The 18,156-nt window shown below is 67.9% G+C and carries 19 protein-coding genes; 12 read left to right on the top strand and 7 right to left on the bottom strand.

Annotated features, from left to right (window positions below; translation table 11 throughout):
* Positions 1–70: 70 nt before the first annotated feature.
* The gene (locus tag ABD089_RS01770) at positions 71–1,672 is read right to left on the bottom strand and encodes a solute symporter family protein (RefSeq protein WP_343884464.1); all 1,602 of its coding nucleotides are present in this window, start codon (positions 1,670–1,672) and stop codon (positions 71–73) included.
* Positions 1,669–2,082, bottom strand: a complete 414-nt coding sequence (locus ABD089_RS01775; protein ID WP_343884465.1) for a DUF485 domain-containing protein — start codon at positions 2,080–2,082, stop codon at positions 1,669–1,671. The genes ABD089_RS01770 and ABD089_RS01775 overlap by 4 nt, the downstream gene beginning before the upstream one ends.
* 173 nt (positions 2,083–2,255) lie before the next feature.
* Here ABD089_RS01775 and truB point away from each other — a divergent pair, with 173 nt between their 5' ends.
* Both truB and ABD089_RS01785 read left to right on the top strand, forming a co-directional pair.
* Positions 2,256–3,134, top strand: a complete 879-nt coding sequence (gene truB / locus ABD089_RS01780) for a tRNA pseudouridine(55) synthase TruB (RefSeq protein WP_343884466.1) — start codon at positions 2,256–2,258, stop codon at positions 3,132–3,134.
* A 39-nt stretch (positions 3,135–3,173) separates the two neighbouring features.
* Complete coding sequence (locus ABD089_RS01785) at positions 3,174–3,914, top strand: DinB family protein (RefSeq protein WP_343884467.1); 741 nt, start codon at positions 3,174–3,176, stop codon at positions 3,912–3,914.
* A 1-nt stretch (position 3,915) separates the two neighbouring features.
* Here ABD089_RS01785 and ABD089_RS01790 read toward each other — a convergent pair whose 3' ends face one another.
* From ABD089_RS01790 to ABD089_RS01805, 4 genes are all read right to left on the bottom strand, one after another.
* Complete coding sequence (locus ABD089_RS01790) at positions 3,916–4,227, bottom strand: AzlD domain-containing protein (protein ID WP_343884468.1); 312 nt, start codon at positions 4,225–4,227, stop codon at positions 3,916–3,918.
* The gene (locus ABD089_RS01795) at positions 4,224–4,886 is read right to left on the bottom strand and encodes an AzlC family ABC transporter permease (protein ID WP_343884469.1); all 663 of its coding nucleotides are present in this window, start codon (positions 4,884–4,886) and stop codon (positions 4,224–4,226) included. Before ABD089_RS01795 ends, ABD089_RS01790 begins: the two co-directional genes overlap by 4 nt.
* Before the next feature lie 88 nt (positions 4,887–4,974).
* Entirely contained in the window at positions 4,975–6,273 is a 1,299-nt protein-coding gene (locus ABD089_RS01800) for a sn-glycerol-1-phosphate dehydrogenase (RefSeq protein WP_386769089.1), read from the bottom strand.
* Positions 6,274–6,539: 266 nt separating this feature from the next.
* Positions 6,540–6,803 (bottom strand): HPr family phosphocarrier protein, encoded by a 264-nt coding sequence (locus ABD089_RS01805; protein ID WP_343884472.1) that lies wholly within the window; start codon positions 6,801–6,803, stop codon positions 6,540–6,542.
* A 180-nt stretch (positions 6,804–6,983) separates the two neighbouring features.
* On the opposite strand from ABD089_RS01805, the gene ABD089_RS01810 reads away from it, so the two are divergent.
* The 8 genes from ABD089_RS01810 to ABD089_RS01845 all read left to right on the top strand — a co-directional run bounded on the left by ABD089_RS01810 (position 6,984) and on the right by ABD089_RS01845 (position 14,354).
* Positions 6,984–8,885, top strand: a complete 1,902-nt coding sequence (locus tag ABD089_RS01810; RefSeq protein ID WP_343884473.1) for a BglG family transcription antiterminator — start codon at positions 6,984–6,986, stop codon at positions 8,883–8,885.
* A gap of 1 nt (position 8,886) precedes the next feature.
* Complete coding sequence (locus ABD089_RS01815) at positions 8,887–9,333, top strand: transcriptional regulator GutM (protein WP_343884474.1); 447 nt, start codon at positions 8,887–8,889, stop codon at positions 9,331–9,333.
* A gap of 32 nt (positions 9,334–9,365) precedes the next feature.
* Complete coding sequence (gene srlA, locus ABD089_RS01820; protein ID WP_343884475.1) at positions 9,366–9,917, top strand: PTS glucitol/sorbitol transporter subunit IIC; 552 nt, start codon at positions 9,366–9,368, stop codon at positions 9,915–9,917.
* Positions 9,914–10,942 carry a PTS glucitol/sorbitol transporter subunit IIB gene (gene srlE / locus ABD089_RS01825; RefSeq protein WP_343884476.1) on the top strand — a complete coding sequence of 343 codons (1,029 nt, stop codon included), beginning with the start codon at positions 9,914–9,916 and terminating at the stop codon, positions 10,940–10,942. Before srlA ends, srlE begins: the two co-directional genes overlap by 4 nt.
* A gap of 12 nt (positions 10,943–10,954) precedes the next feature.
* Positions 10,955–11,320: a PTS glucitol/sorbitol transporter subunit IIA gene (locus tag ABD089_RS01830; protein ID WP_343884477.1), complete on the top strand. Its 366-nt coding sequence runs from the start codon at positions 10,955–10,957 to the stop codon at positions 11,318–11,320.
* Positions 11,317–12,468 (top strand): SDR family NAD(P)-dependent oxidoreductase, encoded by a 1,152-nt coding sequence (locus ABD089_RS01835; protein ID WP_343884478.1) that lies wholly within the window; start codon positions 11,317–11,319, stop codon positions 12,466–12,468. The genes ABD089_RS01830 and ABD089_RS01835 overlap by 4 nt, the downstream gene beginning before the upstream one ends.
* Positions 12,469–12,534: 66 nt before the next feature.
* The gene (locus ABD089_RS01840; RefSeq protein WP_343884479.1) at positions 12,535–13,221 is read left to right on the top strand and encodes a transaldolase family protein; all 687 of its coding nucleotides are present in this window, start codon (positions 12,535–12,537) and stop codon (positions 13,219–13,221) included.
* Between the two features lie 104 nt (positions 13,222–13,325).
* A complete protein-coding gene (locus tag ABD089_RS01845; protein WP_343884480.1) occupies positions 13,326–14,354 on the top strand; it encodes a bifunctional riboflavin kinase/FAD synthetase in 1,029 nt (342 codons plus the stop codon).
* 104 nt (positions 14,355–14,458) lie between these two features.
* On the opposite strand, the gene ABD089_RS01850 is transcribed toward ABD089_RS01845, so the two are convergent.
* The gene (locus tag ABD089_RS01850; protein ID WP_343884481.1) at positions 14,459–14,953 is read right to left on the bottom strand and encodes a GNAT family N-acetyltransferase; all 495 of its coding nucleotides are present in this window, start codon (positions 14,951–14,953) and stop codon (positions 14,459–14,461) included.
* A gap of 342 nt (positions 14,954–15,295) precedes the next feature.
* Between ABD089_RS01850 and rpsO the strand changes: the two genes are divergently transcribed.
* Entirely contained in the window at positions 15,296–15,559 is a 264-nt protein-coding gene (gene rpsO, locus ABD089_RS01855; RefSeq protein WP_343884482.1) for a 30S ribosomal protein S15, read from the top strand.
* A 342-nt stretch (positions 15,560–15,901) separates the two neighbouring features.
* Complete coding sequence (locus ABD089_RS01860; RefSeq protein WP_343884483.1) at positions 15,902–18,130, top strand: polyribonucleotide nucleotidyltransferase; 2,229 nt, start codon at positions 15,902–15,904, stop codon at positions 18,128–18,130.
* The last annotated feature ends 26 nt before the right edge of the window (positions 18,131–18,156 follow it).

The following is an 18,156-nucleotide window of genomic DNA, read 5'->3' on the forward strand; positions in this document are numbered from 1 at the left end:
ACCGTGGGGCAAGTGCGGCGGGGGAGGGCCGGAGCGCGGTGGCCCTCCCCCTGATCGGGGCCCGGTGGGGTCAGTGGGCGATGGCGCCCTCTGCACCGATACCGGTCATGGACCGAACCTCCATCTCGGCCTGGAGACGGGCATCGGCCGGCTCCTTGCTGGTGACAGTCCCCAGCCAGCCAGCCAGGAAGGACAGCGGGAGGCTGATGATCGTGGGGTTGGTCAGCGGGAAGATGTCAAAGTTCGCGCCCGGGAAGAAGGCCTTCGGGTCTCCGGAGATGGCCGGCGAGAGGATGATCAGCACCACGGCGGAGATCAGGCCGGCGTAGATCGACCAGGTCGCGCCGCGGGTGTTGAACTTCTTCCAGTACATCGTGTAGAGGATGGCCGGCAGGTTGGCCGAGGCGGCGACGCCGAAGGCCAGCGAGATCAGGAAGGCGATGTTCTGGCCGTTGGCGAAGATGCCACCGATGACGGCCAGGATGCCGATCGTGATCGAGGTGTAGCGGGCCACCTTGACCTCGTCCTCGGGGTTGACCTCGCCGTTCTTCATGACGTTGTTGTAGATGTCATGGGCAAAGGAGGCCGAGGCGGTGATGGTCAGGCCGGCAACCACCGCGAGGATCGTGGCGAAGGCCACGCCCGAGATGATGGCCATGAAGACCGAACCACCGAGGTGGTGCGCCAGCAGGGGAGCAGCCGAGTTGGCTCCGCCGGGGGCCTTCTTGATCGCGTCCGCACCGACGAGCGCCGCGGCACCGTAGCCGAGCACCAGGGTGAAGATGAAGAAGATGCCGACCAGGCCGATCGTCCACACGGCCGACTTGCGGGCGTCCTTGGCGGTGGGGACGGTGTAGAAGCGCATCAGCACGTGCGGCAGGCCCGAGGGACCGGCGACCAGCGCGATGGCCAGCGAGACGAATGACAGCTTGGTCCAGTTGTTGGCGCCGTACTGCAGCATCGGCTCCATGATCAGGTCGCCCTTGGGGTGGGCAGCGACGGCGTCACCGAACAAGCGGGAGAGGTTGAAGCCCTTTTGGGCCATGACCCACAAGAACATGATCGCGGCACCGGAGACGAGCAGCACGGCCTTGATCATCTGCACCCAGGTGGTGCCCTTCATGCCGCCGATGAGCACGTAGACGATCATGATGATGCCGACGAGCGCGATGACCAGCGACTGGCCGTTCTTGCTGGAGATGCCGAGCAGCAGGGCGACCAGGCCACCGGCGCCGGCCATCTGCGCGAGCAGGTAGACGAAGGAGATGGTCAGGGTCGACAGGGCGGCGGCGGTCCGGACGGGCTTCTGGTTCATCCGGAAGCTCATCACGTCGGCCATCGTGTACTTGCCGGTGTTGCGCAGGGGCTCGGCCACCAGCAGCAGGGCGATGATCCAGGCCACGAAGAATCCGACCGAGTACAGGAAGCCGTCGAAGCCGTTGAGGGCGATCGCGCCGGTCACGCCAAGGAAGGCAGCGGCCGACAGGTAGTCGCCGGTGATGGCCAGGCCGTTCTGGCGGCCGGAGAAGGCCGCGCCGCCGGTGTAGAAGTCGGTGGACTTCTTGGCCGAGTCGCGGGTGACCTTGATCACGACGCCCATGGTCGCGATGACGAACAGGGCGAAGATGCCAATGTTCAGTGCGGGGTTGCCGACCGTCTCGAGCAGCGTCATCGCACGGCCTCCTTCTCAAGGCGGTCGCGCACGGCGACGGAACGGGGGTCAAGGTTGTTGTTCGCGTGACGGACGTACAGGAAGGTCACCAGGTAGGTCGTCAGGAAGTTGAGCAGGCCGAAGACGATGCCGACGTTGACGAAGCCGATCAGGCGCTTGCCCATGAAGTGGGGGGCATAGACCGCCATCAGCACGAAGACGAAGTAGAGGCTGATGAAGGTGGCAACCATCGGGAACGCGAAGCTGGTGAACTTGGTGCGCAGCTCCTGGTAGTCGGGGGACTTCTGGGCGGCGACGAAGTCGATGCCGTCGCCGGGGTGTTCGGGGCCGACCTGGCTCAGTTCAGGCAGGGGCCAGTGGTCCTTGGGGAGGTGGTTTTCCACCTCTTCCTCGATGTGGCGGTGGGTCATGATCGCTCCTGAAAGGTGATTGTCCGGGCGTGGGCTGCATCGACCACGCTCTCTCGACATCAAGAGGTTCGCACACTTGTGAATCGGAACACAAGCGTTCCTCGTGAAATTTCTCACGAAAGCTTGAAAAGGTGCCGGACTGTGACATGTCTCGGTCTGGGAGACTGGTTGGCATGACTGAATCCGGCCTGCTGATCTGTGACAAGCCTGCTGGGTGGACGAGCCACCAGGTGGTGGGGCGGGTCCGCCGGCTGATGGGCACCCGCAAGGTGGGCCACGCTGGAACGCTCGACCCGATGGCGACCGGTGTGCTGATCATCGGCGTCAACCGGGCCACGCGTCTACTGGGGCATCTGGCCCTGCACGACAAGCGCTACCTGGCGACCATCCGGCTCGGGATGTCAACCACCACGGACGATGCGGAGGGCGAGTGCAGCGGGGGAGCGGACGCCTCTGGGCTTGTCCGCGAGCAGGTCGAGGCCGCCATCGCGCCGCTGCGCGGGGTGATCATGCAGCGTCCCAGCTCGGTCAGCGCGATCAAGGTCAACGGCCAGCGGGCCTACAAGCTGGTGCGCGATGGCGAGCAGGTGGAGTTGGCGGCCCGCGAGGTCACGGTCAGTCGCTTCGACCTGGGCGGGCTGCGCGTCGACGGGCCGTACTGCGATGTGGACGTCGATGTGGAGTGCTCCTCGGGCACCTACATCCGGGCGCTGGCCCGCGACCTCGGCGAGGCGCTCGGAGTCGGCGGCCACCTGACGATGCTGCGCCGCACCCGGATCGGCGGATACGACCTCGACCAGCTTCCGGTGGTCAACCTCGACAGCGACGAGCGGCCCGTATTGCTCGGCATGGCCGATGCCGCCCGGCGATCCTTCCCGGTCGTCCAGCTGGACGCGGAGCAGGCCGCCAATGTTCGGTTCGGTCGATCGCTGCGCCTCGAGGTGCCTGCCAACCCGACGGGCCTGGTCGACCCGGCGGACGAGCTGCTCGGCCTCTACCGTCCCGATGTGGACGACCCCGGCCTCGCGCGCCCGGTGGCCGTCCTGGTCTGAGGCTGTCGCTGGCCGGCGGCTCCGTGTGAGGATGGCCGCATGACGACCTATTCCCGCACCAAGGAGTTCGAGGGCGCGAGCTTCGAGCGCGTGAGCTTCAAGGGCGCCACCATCCGCTCCTGCGATGTCAGCGGTCTGGTGATGCGCGGCGTCGACCTCGACGGACTCGACATCGACAGCCACGACCTGTTCTTCGGCACGCTCATCGTCAACGGGGTGGATGTCGTCCCCTTCGTGGACGCTGAGCTCAACCGGTTGTTCCCCGGGCGGGAGCTGCAGAAGGCGCAGACCCCCGAGGGCCTGGGCGAGGGCTGGGCGGCAGTACAGGCCGCGTGGGCGAAGACCGTCGACGAGACCCCCGCCGCGCTGCGCGATGCGCACGTCCCGGACGAGTGGTCGCTCACCCAGACCCTGCGTCACCTCGTGCTGGCCACCGACGCGTGGCTGCGCTGCGGCATCCTGGGGGTCGAACGGCCCTTCCACGAGATCGGCCAGATCTTCCCCGGCGCCGCCGAGATGGGCTTCGACACCTCGATCTTCCGCACCGACGAGCCCGGCTGGGAGGAGGTGCTGGCTGTCCGCGCCGAGCGGCAGCAGATGCTCACCGACTTCCTCGCCACGGTCACCCCCGAACTACTTGCCGAGAAGCGCACCAATCCGTGGTCGACCGTGGACGACTGGCACCCCACGGTGGGTGACTGCATCCGGGTGATCCTCGAGGAGGAGTGGGCGCACCTGCGCTACATCCGCCGCGACCTGGCGCTCCTGCAGGCCCAGTAGTTCAGGGCATACCCAGTAGTCGCGCCACGGCGGCTGCTGCGGCGCCGAGCACGACCACGCCGAGGTAGGGGACGCCCCGCCACAGCGCCAACCCGGCGACTACCAAGGCCACCAGACGGGCGTCGAGGACGAGGTGGCTGCCAGTGGTGACCGCATTGAGCATCACCAGCGAGGCGAGCAGCCCGATCGTCATGGCGCTGGTGGCCTGCAGCACCCGTGGACTCTCCAGCCAGCGCGTCGGCACCAGGTAGCCGACCAGCTTGGTCAGGTAGGCGATCAAGCATGCCGCGAGCACCCATGGCCACAGGCTCATCGACGGGGCTCCCGTCCCAGCAGGGCGGCGACACCAGCGGCGGCCGCAGCTGCCACGAGCAGCGGCAGGCCCTGGGGCAGCACCGGCACCAGCAGCAGCGTGACAAACGCGGCAGCCACCCCGATCGTCACCGTGTCGCGGTTGTGCAGCCTGGGCCACAGCAGGCCGAGGAAGGCAGCAGTCGCCGCACCGTCCAGACCCCAGGCCTTCGGGTCGCCCAGGGCATTGCCCAGCACCGCGCCGGCCAGCGTGAAGAGGTTCCACAGCAGGAATACGCCCACCCCGCCGGTCCAGAAGCCTCGCGCCTGTTCGTCCGCGTCGTCCTGGCCCACCGCGCAGGCGACCGACTCGTCAATGGTCACATGCGCCTGCAGCAGTTTCCGCGGCCCTCGTGGCGCGAACATGGTGTTCATCTGCGCGCCGTAGACCATGTTGCGCACACCCAGCAGGGACGCGCTGACCAGGGCTGGTGCACCGCCGCCGCCGATGGCCCCGACGAAGGCGAACTGGGACCCCCCGGTGAACATCAGCAGGCTGAGCGCCTGGGTCTGGGCCACCGAGAGGCCCGCGGCCACGGACAGGGCACCGAAGGAGATGCCGTACAGGCCGGTGGCGACGGCCACGGACAGGCCCATGCGGACGGCTGGAGTGGGTTGCATGACCCGGAAAGGCTAGACGATCTGGGTGACCCCGGTCTGAGGGTGTCCCATTGTTCTTCGCCAATGGGCCCGCCGCACAGCTGCTCGGTCAGTCCCACAGGACGCCGGGAGCGAAGGTCTCCTCGACCAGTTCCTCGAACCAGCCAGCCTCGCGGGCCACGTCCAGCACGGTGTAGCGGGAGCGGTAGTACATCGCCTTCGGGAAGGTGGCTCGGACGTCCTGGCTGGTCAGCCCGATGTCCTCGGGTCGGCTGGGAGCCCCGGCCAGGCGCAGCATGTGCTGGAACTCGCGGGCAGGAACCAGTTGCTCCACCAGGAGCCGCCGGGTGAGCGGCCAGCCCTCCACCAACCGCGCGAGGCGGGATCGCAACTGCTGGGGGTCGAGGTACTTGACCTTGGTCTCCTTCACGGCGTGCTCGGCCAGGGGCCCCTCGAAGGTTCGTCGGATGTCGGCCTCCACCTGCTCCCACTGCGGCCAACGGGCGATCGCAGCGTCCACGTCCAGGGCTGCGACATCGCGCGCCAGGAAGCGCTCGTAGAAGGCCAGCATCGCCAGCGTCCCGATCGCGACCTTTGCGCCATGGGACAGTGGCGGATCATGCTCGGCGCCCAGATGGGAGAGCTCCCAGATGTGGCTGAAATAGTGCTCGGCGCCGGAGGCCGGACGCGTCCCGCCGTAGACCTGCATGGCCAGCCCCGACAGCACCAGACCGTCGACCAACCCCTGGTAGGCCTCCGGCTCGCCGGCCGCCAGCGCCTCGGGTCGGCTGAGGGCCGAACGCACCCCGGACTGCACCAGCTGCCAGGCCTCCTGGTGGAGGGGTTCAACGCCCACTGCGTCAGCCAGCAGCCAGTCTGCCCCACCGGGGATCTTGGCGGAGAGGTCCCCGTACCCGCTGGCCATCATGCTCTTCGGTGCGGCGGCAGCGACGTCCAGGTCGAAGATGACCACCTGGGGCGCCACGCAGTTGAGGGTGACCTTGACCCCATGGTCGCTGATCGGCGCACCGGCGCCGGTGTAGCCGTCCATGCTCGCGGCGGTACCCACGACCGCGTAGCGGCGGTCGGTCTCCTGTGCCGCCAGCTTGACCAGGTCGTTCAGGGTGCCGGCACCCACGGCGACCGGGACCACCACGGCCCCGCTGGCCTGGTCGGCCTCGCGGATGGCCGTCGCGATCGTGCGGGCGTTGTCCAGTGAGGCGTACAGGGTGGGGCTGCCGGGGAACACCAGCGGTTCCGCCAGCCGGGAACCCTGTGACCGCAGCCCGTCGTGCACCGCCTGCCCAGCCACCTGCCAGGTGCGCTCATCGGCGACCAGCAGCACCGGCTGGTCACCGAAGCACTGCGCGAACAGCTCCGGGCACCGCGTCACCGCGCCGCGTTCCACGCACACGAGATCTGTCTGGTCGGCCTGGGCCACGGCGCGCTCGACGATGGGATCCACCACTACCTCCTCGTTGACTGCTTCACGCTCACCCTAGGCACCCGACGGGATCGGCGGGGCGGGTGATGGGGTCACCGATTTGCAGCCACCGCTGCTGATCTTCGGACAATTCCGCATGGTCTGGTCAGCGATGGCGGGGGCCCGGCATCGTCTGCTGGAGCAGTCTGCTGGAGCAGTCTGCTGGAGCAGTCTGATGGAGCAGACGGAGCTCAGTGTTGGTCCGGCTCGTCCTGCAGGATGCCGCGCAGCTCGGCGAGCGCCGCCTCTTCGTCCAGACCATCGGTCAGCAGCGTGACCACCTCTGCCTCACCCACCGCCAGGGACAGCACGTCCATCACGCTCGACAGGCTCACGGTGCGCTGGCCCAGCAGGTAGGCGGAACTGCGGTAGCGGGCGGCGCAGCGTGCCAGTTCGAGCGCCACCCGGGCGTGCACGCCACCGGCCACTGTCACCGTGACGTTGGCAGTGCGCATCGGGACTCCTGGGGACGGGTGGTGACCATCGTCCCACCATGGGGAGTTCGGCGGACGATCCCACTGGGGGTACTCGTCCGGAGCTTTGCGTCCGGCCTCGCAGAGGCCCGGGTGATTCAGCGCTGCGCGAACCCGCCCGTGCGGCCTAGCGTGGCCAAAACGACGAGGAGGGAGGACGCGATGCAGCGCTCGGCACTGATCCTGCACCAGCTGGAGAGCTCGTTGTCCATTGCGCCCGAGTCCGTGGCCAGGTTGCTCGGGGTGGGGCAGCGGACGGTTGCCACCGAGGTCGCTGCCTTGAACAGCGCGCTGGGCGGCTGCGCGCAGGTGCGCCTGATCAACGGCCGCTACCGCTTGCGGGTCGCCGATGCCGTCGGGTTCGCGGAGGTTCGAGCGCAGCTCACCGGCCAGCGGGAATCGTTCAACGACCCGCACCACCGGGTTGGGCACATCCTGGGGCAACTGGTTGTCAGCCCCGTCCCGGTGCGCATCGAGACCCTGGCCCGCGGCATGAATGTGGGACGCACCACGGTGACAGCCGATCTGGTCACGCTGCGGCGCCTGGTGGCGCCTCTCGGCGTGATCGTCGAGGGCAGACCACATGTGGGCCTGCAACTGGTCGGTAGCGAGCTGGCCATCCGGCTGGCCGTCCTGCGGCACGGATTCCGCGCCACCTATGGGAGCCATCCCCTTGCGCCGGCGCTGGTTGACGTCCTCGACGACACCTGCGGCCGCTTCGGGTTCGATCCGGCTCTCGCCATGGAGCTGAGCCGCTGGCTGATCGTGAGCCTCGACCGCCAGACGGTCGGCCGCGAATTGACCGAGCTGCCCCCCACCCACCGCCGGCTCGAGGGCACCGAGGCGGCGGGCTTCGCGCAGGCCTTGGCCGATGGCGTCGCGGAGGCGACGGGACGTCCGTTCTCGCCCCAGGAGGTGCTCTTCCTCGCCATTCCGGCAGCGGGCCGGCGCACCACCTTGGGCGAGTCGAGTGACGACCACGATGACCAGCAGCAGGCCCGGGAGTTGGTCATCCTTATCCTGCAGCGGATCCGGGAACGCCTGGAGATCGACGTCCAGCCGGGTGAACTGCTGGGGGAGTTCACCCACCACCTCGGGTTCATGCTCAACCGACTCCGCTTCGGACTCCAGGTCGACTCCCCGCTGGACCTCACGGAGATGCGGGGCCGCTTCCCGCTGGCAGCCCAGATGGCGGCGATCGCCGCGGACGTCGTCCAGGCCGAGACGGGGCTCCAGATGGACGAGTCGGAGTTTGCCCTGGCGGCCACCTACTTCCAGGTCTTCCTCGACGACGAGGCACAGCGCAGGCGGCGACCCTTCCGCATCGGCATCCACTCCCGCAGGGGTCCGGCTGCCGCGTCGCTGCTGCGGGGTCAACTGGCTCAGGCGCTCTCGGTGCCCACCGAGTATGTGATGGTCACCACGGCCGCCGACGTGGCCGACAAGGGGGTGGACCTGCTGGTGCGCTCACCCGGCAGCACCCTCGACACGGACGTGCCCACCATCGAACTCGCGGAGCTCTTCGACCGCGGGGAGCTGATCCGGCGGTTGTCGCTGATGCACTTCCCCCACTTCGGCCCGCTGGTCGGCGAGCACGCCGAGGGGTCGATGCTGGTGCTCCTGCTGGACTCGGACCGCATCGTTTCGTTGCCGCCGGGTTGCGGACATCGCGATGCGGCCAGGGCCTTGGCGCAGCACCTGGTCTCGCTCGGTCAGGTGCCCCCGGCCTTCCCGTCGGTCCTCACCGAACGGCTCGACCACACCGAACCGGTGGTGATCGGGGACCGGCTGTTCTTCCCGCACGCCAGTGACCCGAAGGTCACCAGCGTCAGCTGTGCGCTGGGCATCGTCCCCGAGAACGAGTCGGGACCCCGTCGGGTCGTGTTCCTGATGGCGGTGCCCGAGAAGGACAACTACGACGACCGGATCCTCGTCCGTACCTACGAGGAGCTCATCCGGCTGGGCACCGACTCCCGACTGATGGACCGGCTCTGTGCCATCACCAGCTATCCCGAGCTGCTCGGCCTGCTCGAGGACTTCCGTGACCACAACCAAGGAAAGTGACATGTTCTGGACACTCATGATCGCCTTCGCGATCTTCTACATCCTCCAGATGGTGCTGTCGATCCGCCAGGCCACCCACTACACCAAGCAGTACGGCGCGATGCGGCGCCGCGGGCGGGTGGCGATCGGCAAGCAGAAGAACCTGCTGTTCAGCGGCGCGATCGTGATGTTCCTCATCGACGACGACGACGTGGTGGTGGAGGGCTCCCGGCTCAACGGCGTCACCGTGTTCTCCCGGTTCCGTCCTCTCGAGGGGTGCGCTGGGGTGTCGATCCGTGACGTGGACGCCCTGGCCGACCGTCGCCACCCCAAGAGCGTGCGCCAGGCGATCGCCAACGCGCGGCACAACTTCATGGTGGTCTCCGAAGGTCTGGTTCCCGAGGAACCGCCGGGCCCGATCACCCGCCTTCTCAACCGTTCCCCCCGCACGGGCCCCGTCACCGCCTGACCCGGCCCGCATCTCACGAGAAAGGAAAGACCGTGCACTATTTCACAGACTCAGCCACGTGGTTCATCGGCTTGTTCCGAGCCGGCGGCGAGACCTTCATCGGATGGATGACCGGCATCGTCCCGTTGGTGCTGATGCTGCTCATCGCGATGAACTCCCTGATCCAGATGATCGGTGAGGACAAGATCAACAGGCTCGCGCGGCGTGCCTCCGGCAACCCGGTGAGCCGCTACCTGGTGCTGCCCTTCCTGGGCTTCTTCATGCTGGCCAACCCGATGGGCTTCACCCTGGGCCGCTTCCTGCCCGAGAAGTACAAGCCCAGCTACTACGCCAGTGGCGCCCAGTTCTGCCACACCTCGAGCGGCATCTTCCCGCACATCAACGCCGGTGAGCTGTTCATCTGGCTGGGCATCGCCAAGGGCATCGAGCAGCTCGGGCTGAACAGCGCCGAGCTGGCCCTGCGATACCTGGTGCTGGGCGTCGTGCTCAACTTCCTCGGTGGCTGGGTCACCGACTTCATCACCCCCTGGGTCGCCAAGCAGCAGGGCGTCACCCTCTCCAGCGAAGTGAAGGTGCAGGCATGAGCGAGTACCGCAGCGTCGTCATCGACAAGGGCGCCGGCGGTTGGGGTGGCCCGATCCGGGTCGACCTCACCGAGGAGCGCAACAAGATCGTCTACATCGTCGGTGGCGGGCAGAAGCCCGCGGTCGTCGACCGGCTGGTCGAGCTGACCGGCGGCGAGGCCGTCAACGGCTTCCAGACCTCCGTGCCGGACGAGCAGATCGCCGTGGCCGTCATCGACTGTGGGGGAACCCTGCGGTGCGGCATCTACCCGAAGAAGAACATCCCGACGGTGAACGTGATGCCGACTGGCAAGACCGGGCCCCTGGCCCAGTTCATCCGCGAGGACATCTACGTCTCCGCGGTCACCAGTGAGCAGGTCCATCCCGCTGACGCCAGCGCGGCCCCGGTTGCTCCGGCCGCTGCTGACGATTCGCTGGCCGGCGCGACGAGCACCACGTCCAAGCCCACCTTCACCGCTGGCAAGAAGGTCTCCGAGACCCTCGCGGAGCAGAAGAAGCAGGGCATCTTGATGAAGATCGGACTGGGCGCCGGTCGTGTGGTGGCCATCTTCTACCAGGCCGGACGCGACGCCATCCAGACCATGATCAACACGATCCTGCCGTTCATGGCCTTCATCTCCATGCTCATCGGCATCATCAACGCCTCCGGCTTCGGCGAGTGGTTCACCCACTTCCTGACCCCACTGGCTGGCTCCGGCTGGGGTCTCATGGTGCTGGGCTTCATCTGCTCGCTGCCCTTCCTGTCGCCGCTGCTCGGCCCCGGTGCGGTCATCGGGCAGATCATCGGCACCCTGATCGGCGTCGAGATCGGCAAGGGCAATGTCGCACCGCACCTCGCGCTGCCGGCCTTGTTCGCGATCAACACCCAGAACGCCTGCGACTTCATCCCGGTGGGCCTCGGACTGGCCGAGGCGGATCCGGAGACGGTAGAGGTGGGTGTTCCTGCGGTGCTGTACTCCCGCTTCCTCAACGGCGTCCCGCGCGTCGCCATCGCCTGGCTGGCCAGCGCCGGCCTGTACTCCTGACAGGGGCTCGACATGACAGAGATCTTCCGTACCACCGTCACCGATGCCGGCGAACAGGCCGGTACCTTCATCGCCGACGGGCTGTTCGTCACCTTTGGCCAGGGAGTCCCTGATTCGCTCAAGGACTTCTGCTTCATCATCGAGATGAATCCGGTCGAGCAGCCCCTGGCCGTGGGGCAGAACCTGCTGGTGGATGGGGTTTCCTACCCCATCACGGCCGTGGGCGAGGCTGCCCACAAGAATCTGGAGGGGCTCGGCCATGTGACGGTCAACGTCACCGGCGGTGACACGGCCGGTCTGGCCGGAGCCATCCACATCGACTGTGCCGGCAACCCGCCCCAGCTCCAGGTGGGCAGCGTGTTGACGATCGAGTCATGACCGAGGACGCAGTGAACCTGCCGATGGTCCCGGCCCCCATGCGGGGGTCGGGCCATCGGCCTGTGCTGCGGGAGCTGGCGCCGGTGGTGCGTGGCCTGTTGTCGGGCGAGGCCAGGGTGACGCTGCGTACCGTGGCGGTGGACGCCGTGCCCGCCGATGGCTGCTGGACGCCCACCGTCGAGCTGCCCCGCGAGGCAGGTGAGGGGCTGGTCGTCTCCGACGGGCTCATCGCGGCGCTGCGCGACCAGCTTCCCGCCCAACTCCCGGCCGGCATCCGGCTCGGTGATCTGGGCGGCTTCCTGGTCGAGGCCGAACCGGGCCACACCCGTCTCCAGGGCCGCCTGGCGTTGGTCACCGGAGCCGCCCAGGGCTTCGGCCTGCAGATCGCCACCCAGCTGGCCGCCCTGGGCTGCCGGGTCGCCCTCGCCGACGTGAACCAGACCGGTGTCGAGCAGGCCACGCGAGAACTGGCCGCCGCCCATGGCGAGGATCGCGTCCTGCCGCTCACCGTGGACGTTGCCGACCCCGACTCGTTCAAAGAGGCCGTGGCCCAGCTCGTCGACGCATGGGGCGGCCTTGACCTGCTGGTGAGCAATGCCGGGGTGGTGCGGGCTGGATCCGTGTCGGAACTGTCCTGCGCAGACTTCGACCTGGTCACCCGCGTCAACTACCGCGGCTACTTCGTGGCCGCCCGCACGGTGGCCCCGGTGATGGCCGCCCAGCACCGGGCCCAACCGGCGCTGTGGTCGGACATCGTCGAGGTGAACTCGAAGTCGGGCCTGGCCGGATCGAAGCGGAACTTCGCCTACGCCGGGAGCAAGTTCGGCGGTATCGGCCTCACCCAGTCGTTCGCCCTCGAACTGGTCGACGATGGCATCAAGGTCAACGCCGTGTGCCCCGGCAACTACCTGGACGGTCCACTGTGGACGGATCCGCAGCGCGGACTGCTCGTCCAGTACCTGGCGGCAGGCAAGGTCCCCGGCGCGAGGTCGGTGGACGACGTGCGACGCCACTACGAGCAGCAGGTGCCGATGGGGCGTGGCTGCCGACCGGCGGACGTGGTTCGAGCCATCTGCTACTGCATCGAACAGGACTACGAGACCGGTCAGGCCATCCCGGTGACGGGCGGCCAGACCATGCTGAACTGACCTGCCCAGACCCCTTGGGTCGAGGGCGACGCACAAGCCCGTCCGCTGGCGGGTGGAGGAGGAAACATGAGCAACACCACCGTCGCGCCGGGCCAGCCGGTGCCGATCCGCATCTTCGTCGACTCCGCGGTGCGGGCGGAGGCCGAACCGTGGCTTGCCACCGGGATCGCGCACGGCCTGACCACCAACCCGACCCTGCTCAAGCGCGCCGGGTTGCGGCTGTCCGACATCGCGGAGGTGGCCCAGTGGGCCGGTGCTGAGGGACGGGAGGTCTGCTTCCAGCTGTGGGGCGAGACGGTCGAGGAGCAGTACGCGGCCGCCATGCGGCTCCGAGAGATCTGCGAGCACGCCACCATGAAGGTGCCGGTGACGCCGGTCGGCGCCACCGTGATCCAGCGCCTGCACGCGCAGGGTGTCCCGGTGCTGATGACTGCGGTGTACAGCGCCACCCAGGTAACCATCGCCTCCGCCATGGGGGTGCGGTACCTGGCGCCCTACTTCAACCGCATGCAGCTGGCCGGACGTGACGCGCTGGAGCAGATCCGCGCGATGACTTCCGCCGTCCCGCAGGACGGATTGGGCCCGCTGGTAATGGCGGCCTCGGTCAAGAGTGCCGACCAGGTGATGCAGTTGGTGGGAGCCGGGGTGCGGGTGTTCACGTTGCCGCCGGCGGTCATCGCGGAGCTGTTCGACGACGAACTGACCACCCGAGCGGTGGCCGACTTCGCCGCCGACATGGCCGACGTCCTGTGAAAGGTTGCCTGCGGGCCGCGGGTGCCAGGCGCCAGGCAGCGCAGTTCAGGGCTGGTGCACCGCCGCCGCCGACGGTGCCGACCAAGGCGAACTGGGACCCGCCGGTGAACATCAGCAGGCCCAGTGCCTGGGTCTGGGCCCGAGAGACCGGCGGCCACCGACAGGGCGCGTCCGGTGACGCTCTGCTGTCCACCGATGGCGACGCCGCCCTAGACTCATCCGCGCAGCAGGAGGAGAGGAAGACCGTGGCCAAGTCCATCGTGGTGATCGGCAATTTCGACGGGGTGCACACCGGCCACGCCGAGCTGTTGCAGCACGCGCAGTCCCTGGACCCCGAACTCCCCATCATGGTGGTCACCTTCTGGCCGCACCCGATGGCCGTCCTGCGCCCCGGTCGTCAGCCCAAGCTGCTCGGCGACCTCACCGACCGGATCGAGCTGCTCAAGCGCGCCGGTGCCCGCGAGGTGCGCGTCGTCCAGTTCACCCGTGACGTCTCGGTCTGGAGCCCGGACGAGTTCGTGGACCGCATCATCGCGCCGCTGGACCCGGCCTGGGTCGTCGTCGGCGAGAACTTCCGTTACGGCTACCGCGCCGCCGGAACGGCCGATACGCTGCGAGCCTCAGGCCAGGGACGTTTCCAGGTCGAGGCCGTCCAGCTGGTGCAGGTGGACGGGGAGAGCACCTGCTCGACCCGCATCCGTGCTGCCCTAGAAGAGGGTGACGTCGAGACCGCTGCCCGGCACTTGGGGCGTCCTTTCCGCGTCCGCGGCGTCGTCGTCGTGGGCGACCAGCGCGGACGTGACCTGGGCTTCCCGACCGCCAACCTGCCGGTCTCGGACGAGATGGCGGTCCCGGCGGACGGCGTCTACGCGGGCTGGCTCACGCCCCTCGTCCCGGGCGGCGAGCGGATGCCGGCGGCGATCAGCGTCGGCACCAACCCGACCTTCAATGGCATGGAACGTCGCGTCGAGACCTACGTGCTCGACCGGGACGACCTGCAGCTCTACGGCGTCGAGATCGCCGTCGACTTCGTCAGCCGGATCCGTGGGCAGGTCGCCTTCACCGGGATCGAGGCACTGGTCGAGCAGATGACCCGCGACGTCGACCAGATCCGCGACCTGCTGTCGCGCTGACTGCCCGCGTACGAAGGCTTGGCCACGTTGCCAAGACGAACGCCCCGACCGGAATCAATCCGGGCGGGGCGTCTTCGTCATGCGCGCGTCGTGCCTGGGGGTGGTCAGGCCGTGAGCGACTTCTGGTAGATCGCGTAGTGGTTGCTCACCTGGGAGGGGTCGACCACCTGGTGGGTGTCGGGGTCGTCCACGAAGAGGTGGTTGCCGGTGGGGGAGTAGCCACGGTTGAGGAAGAGCGCCAGCGCGCGTCCGTTGTTCGGGTCGACCGCGAGGAAAACCTCCTTGTGGCCGGCCTCGGCGGCCTTGTCCTCGAGCCAGGTGAACAGTTCCTGGCCAGCGCCGTGGCGGCGGGCCTCGGGAACGACCCACAGGTTCTTGACCTCGGGGTGCAGTTCGTTGTCGACGAAGTCCAGGTAGCCCATGCCGACGACCTCGTCGTCGAGGGTGGCGACGGCCAGCAGGCCCGTGCCAGCGGTCATTTCGTCGAAGCGCTTCTGTGCCAGCTTCTGCTCGGGGCGGGGCTCGATCTGGCCGAGGGCGGACAGGTCCGCGTCCTCCGCCTGGCGAATGACGAGTCCCTGTGCGGGGGTCGGTGTCATCTAGGTACTCCTTCCTGGCATGTGGCGCCAGTCAATCACGGCCATGCAAACACAAGGTGAATGACTGATCGCTGAGACGATCGTCCCAAACCGGGCGGGCGTCGGGACCGCGAGAAGCGGCCCGATGTGGTCGAAATGTGTCCGACGCCCGCGGACGTGCACCCATTTCGCCCGGATCCGGGCGATGTCGTCACGGACCTCGACGGACGACGATTCGCCCGTTCGTGTGACCGGCTGGTAGTCTCGTCCAGTTGCCGTTTGATCGGCCGCGGCCCCCAAAGAGCCCCCACTGCACCAGCACGGGGGCGCCGCGCAACGGGAAACCGAGAGGAGAGCACCGTCATGGACGCTGCGCAGAAGAAGAAGATCATTGAAGAGTACGCGACCGCCCCTGGCGACACCGGCTCTCCCGACGTGCAGATCGCGGTGCTGACCGCCCGCATCTCGCACCTGACCGAGCACCTCAAGATGCACAAGGGTGACCACCACAGCCGTCGTGGCCTGATGCTGATGGTCGGCCAGCGCCGCCGTCTGCTCAACTACGTCGCCAAGAACGACGTCGAGCACTACCGTGCACTGATCGCCCGCCTGGGCCTGCGTCGCTGATCGCAGCCAGAACACTGGGGGAGTGACCCGCATGGGTCACTCCCTCTTTGTGCACTCTCGGCTAGGCTCGAATCCGTGGCCATGAGAGTGCGCCACCGCAAAACTCAACACCGAACCACCGTATTTAGAAGCACCGTATTCAGAAGCACCGTATTCAGCAGACCCTCCGACGAGGCCGCCGTCTGGTCCTCGGTAGTGGCCTTCGGGCGGGATCCATCCCGGCCGCGGGCCTCGATCGAAGACCGGCGCGGACGCCGTTGACCGCGACAGGTGTCGCGGGTCGCCACGCCCCAGGAGGGGGCGCGGTGTGGGGTGCGTCTGCCCACACAGAAAGGAGTCCCCATGGAGGGACCCGAGATCAAGTTCGCCGAAACCACCATCGACAACGGAGCCCACGGCAAGCACGTCGTCCGCTTCGAGGCCGGCCTCCTGGCCCAGCAGGCCGCAGGCTCCGCCGCCGTCTACCTCGACGGTGACACCATGCTGCTGTCCGCCACCACGGCCGCCAAGAGCCCCCGTGACGCCATCGACTTCTTCCCGCTGACGGTCGACGTCGAGGAGCGCATGTACGCCGCGGGACGTATTCCCGGCTCCTTCTTCCGTCGCGAGGGCCGCCCCGGCACCTCCGCGATCCTGACCGCTCGCCTGATCGACCGCCCGCTGCGTCCGTCCTTCGTCAAGGGCCTGCGCAACGAGGTCCAGGTCGTCGTCACCGTGCTGTCGCTCAACCCGAGCAAGCTGTACGACGTCGTCGCGATCAACGCGGCCTCGATGTCGACCCAGATCGCCGGCCTGCCCTTCTCCGGCCCGATCGGCGGCGTCCGCGTCGCCCTGATCGACAAGCAGTGGGTGGCCTTCCCCGACGTCAAGCAGCTCGAGGACGCCACCTTCGACATGGTCGTGGCCGGCCGCGTGCTGGCCGACGGTGACGTCGCGATCATGATGGTCGAGGCCGAGTCCACCGAGCAGACCTGGGAGCTCGTGCGCTCCGGCCGCACCGCCCCCACCGAAGAGGTCGTGGGCCAGGGCCTGGAGGCTGCCAAGCCCTTCATCAAGCAGCTGTGCGACGCCCAGTCCGAGCTGGCTGCGCAGATCTCCAAGGAGACCTTCGACTTCCCCGTCTTCAAGGAGTACGAGGACGACGTCTGGCAGGCCGTGCAGTCCGTCTCCGACGAGCTGGCCCGGGCCATGCAGATCGCCGGCAAGCAGGAGCGCGACGACGCCACCCACGCGATCCGTCAGCAGTTGCAGGCGAAGCTGGCCGAGCAGTTTGCCGGCCGCGAGGGCGAGGTGAGCGCCGCGTTGAAGGCGCTGACCAAGAAGATCGTCCGTCACCGCACCCTGACCGAGAAGGTGCGCATCGACGGCCGCGGTGTCACCGACATCCGCACCCTGTCGGCCGAGGTCGGCGTGATCCCGCGCGTCCACGGCTCGGCCCTGTTCCAGCGTGGCGAGACCCAGATCCTGGGCGTCACCACGCTGAACATGCTGGGCATGGAGCAGAAGATCGACACGCTCGACCCCGAGAACACCAAGCGGTACATGCACCACTACAACTTCCCGCCCTTCTCCACCGGTGAGACCGGTCGCGTCGGGTCGCCGAAGCGTCGTGAGATTGGCCACGGAGCGCTCGCCGAGCGCGCCCTCGTGCCCGTGCTGCCCACCCGCGAGGAGTTCCCCTACGCGATCCGCCAGGTGTCCGAGGCGCTGGGATCCAATGGCTCGACCTCTATGGGCTCGGTCTGCGCGTCCACCCTGGCCCTGTTGAACGCCGGTGTGCCGCTGAAGGCTCCCGTGGCTGGCATCGCCATGGGCCTGATGAGCGAGGAGATCGACGGTGAGACCCAGTACGTCACGCTGACCGACATCCTGGGCGCCGAGGACGCGCTGGGCGACATGGACTTCAAGGTCGCCGGCACCTCCGAGTTCGTCACCGCCCTGCAGCTCGACACCAAGCTCAACGGCATCCCCGCCGACGAGCTGGCCAAGGCCATGCTGCAGGCCCGGGAGGCGCGTCACACCCTGCTCGAGGTCATGAACGAGGCCATCGACGCTCCCGACGAGATGAGCCCCTACGCTCCGCGCATCATCACGGTGAAGATCCCGGTCGACAAGATCGGAGAGGTCATCGGCCCGAAGGGCAAGATGATCAACCAGATGCAGGACGAGACCGGCGCCGACATCACGATCGAGGACGACGGCACCATCTACATCGGTGCCGAGACGGGCGAGGCCGCCGAGGCTGCGCGCTCCATGATCAACTCGATCGCCAACCCGACGATGCCCGAAAAGGGGGAGCGCTACCTCGGCACCGTCGTGAAGCTCACCGCCTTCGGCGCCTTCGTCTCGCTGCTGCCAGGCAAGGACGGCCTGCTGCACATCTCCAAGCTGAAGCCGCTGAACAACAACCAGCGCGTCGAGGCCGTCGAGGACGTGCTGAGCGTCGGCCAGAAGCTCCAGGTGGAGATCAGCGAGGTCGATGACCGCGGCAAGCTGTCGCTCGTCCCCGTCGTGGAGGAGGCGGGGGACGCCGCTGCTCCCGCCGAGCAGCAGGCTCCGGCCGCCGAGTGATCGGATCGACCATTGCGGGTGGCCGT

Origin of the sequence: Luteococcus sanguinis (assembly GCF_039527675.1) — a bacterium.
Classification (GTDB): Bacteria; Actinomycetota; Actinomycetes; order Propionibacteriales; family Propionibacteriaceae; genus Luteococcus; species Luteococcus sanguinis.

Excerpts from the sequence above, each read along its gene's own strand:
- ABD089_RS01770 (WP_343884464.1), bottom strand. The coding sequence starts at position 1,672 with ATGACGCTGCTCGAGACGGTCGGCAACCCCGCACTGAACATTGGCATC.
- ABD089_RS01795 (WP_343884469.1), bottom strand. The coding sequence starts at position 4,886 with ATGCAACCCACTCCAGCCGTCCGCATGGGCCTGTCCGTGGCCGTCGCC.
- ABD089_RS01830 (WP_343884477.1), top strand. The coding sequence starts at position 10,955 with ATGACAGAGATCTTCCGTACCACCGTCACCGATGCCGGCGAACAGGCC.
- srlE (WP_343884476.1), top strand. The coding sequence starts at position 9,914 with ATGAGCGAGTACCGCAGCGTCGTCATCGACAAGGGCGCCGGCGGTTGG.
- ABD089_RS01850 (WP_343884481.1), bottom strand. The coding sequence starts at position 14,953 with ATGACACCGACCCCCGCACAGGGACTCGTCATTCGCCAGGCGGAGGAC.
- ABD089_RS01810 (WP_343884473.1), top strand. The coding sequence starts at position 6,984 with ATGCAGCGCTCGGCACTGATCCTGCACCAGCTGGAGAGCTCGTTGTCC.
- ABD089_RS01790 (WP_343884468.1), bottom strand. The coding sequence starts at position 4,227 with ATGAGCCTGTGGCCATGGGTGCTCGCGGCATGCTTGATCGCCTACCTG.
- ABD089_RS01860 (WP_343884483.1), top strand. The coding sequence starts at position 15,902 with ATGGAGGGACCCGAGATCAAGTTCGCCGAAACCACCATCGACAACGGA.
- truB (WP_343884466.1), top strand. The coding sequence starts at position 2,256 with ATGACTGAATCCGGCCTGCTGATCTGTGACAAGCCTGCTGGGTGGACG.
- ABD089_RS01775 (WP_343884465.1), bottom strand. The coding sequence starts at position 2,082 with ATGACCCACCGCCACATCGAGGAAGAGGTGGAAAACCACCTCCCCAAG.
- rpsO (WP_343884482.1), top strand. The coding sequence starts at position 15,296 with ATGGACGCTGCGCAGAAGAAGAAGATCATTGAAGAGTACGCGACCGCC.
- ABD089_RS01815 (WP_343884474.1), top strand. The coding sequence starts at position 8,887 with ATGTTCTGGACACTCATGATCGCCTTCGCGATCTTCTACATCCTCCAG.
- ABD089_RS01785 (WP_343884467.1), top strand. The coding sequence starts at position 3,174 with ATGACGACCTATTCCCGCACCAAGGAGTTCGAGGGCGCGAGCTTCGAG.
- ABD089_RS01835 (WP_343884478.1), top strand. The coding sequence starts at position 11,317 with ATGACCGAGGACGCAGTGAACCTGCCGATGGTCCCGGCCCCCATGCGG.
- ABD089_RS01805 (WP_343884472.1), bottom strand. The coding sequence starts at position 6,803 with ATGCGCACTGCCAACGTCACGGTGACAGTGGCCGGTGGCGTGCACGCC.
- ABD089_RS01840 (WP_343884479.1), top strand. The coding sequence starts at position 12,535 with ATGAGCAACACCACCGTCGCGCCGGGCCAGCCGGTGCCGATCCGCATC.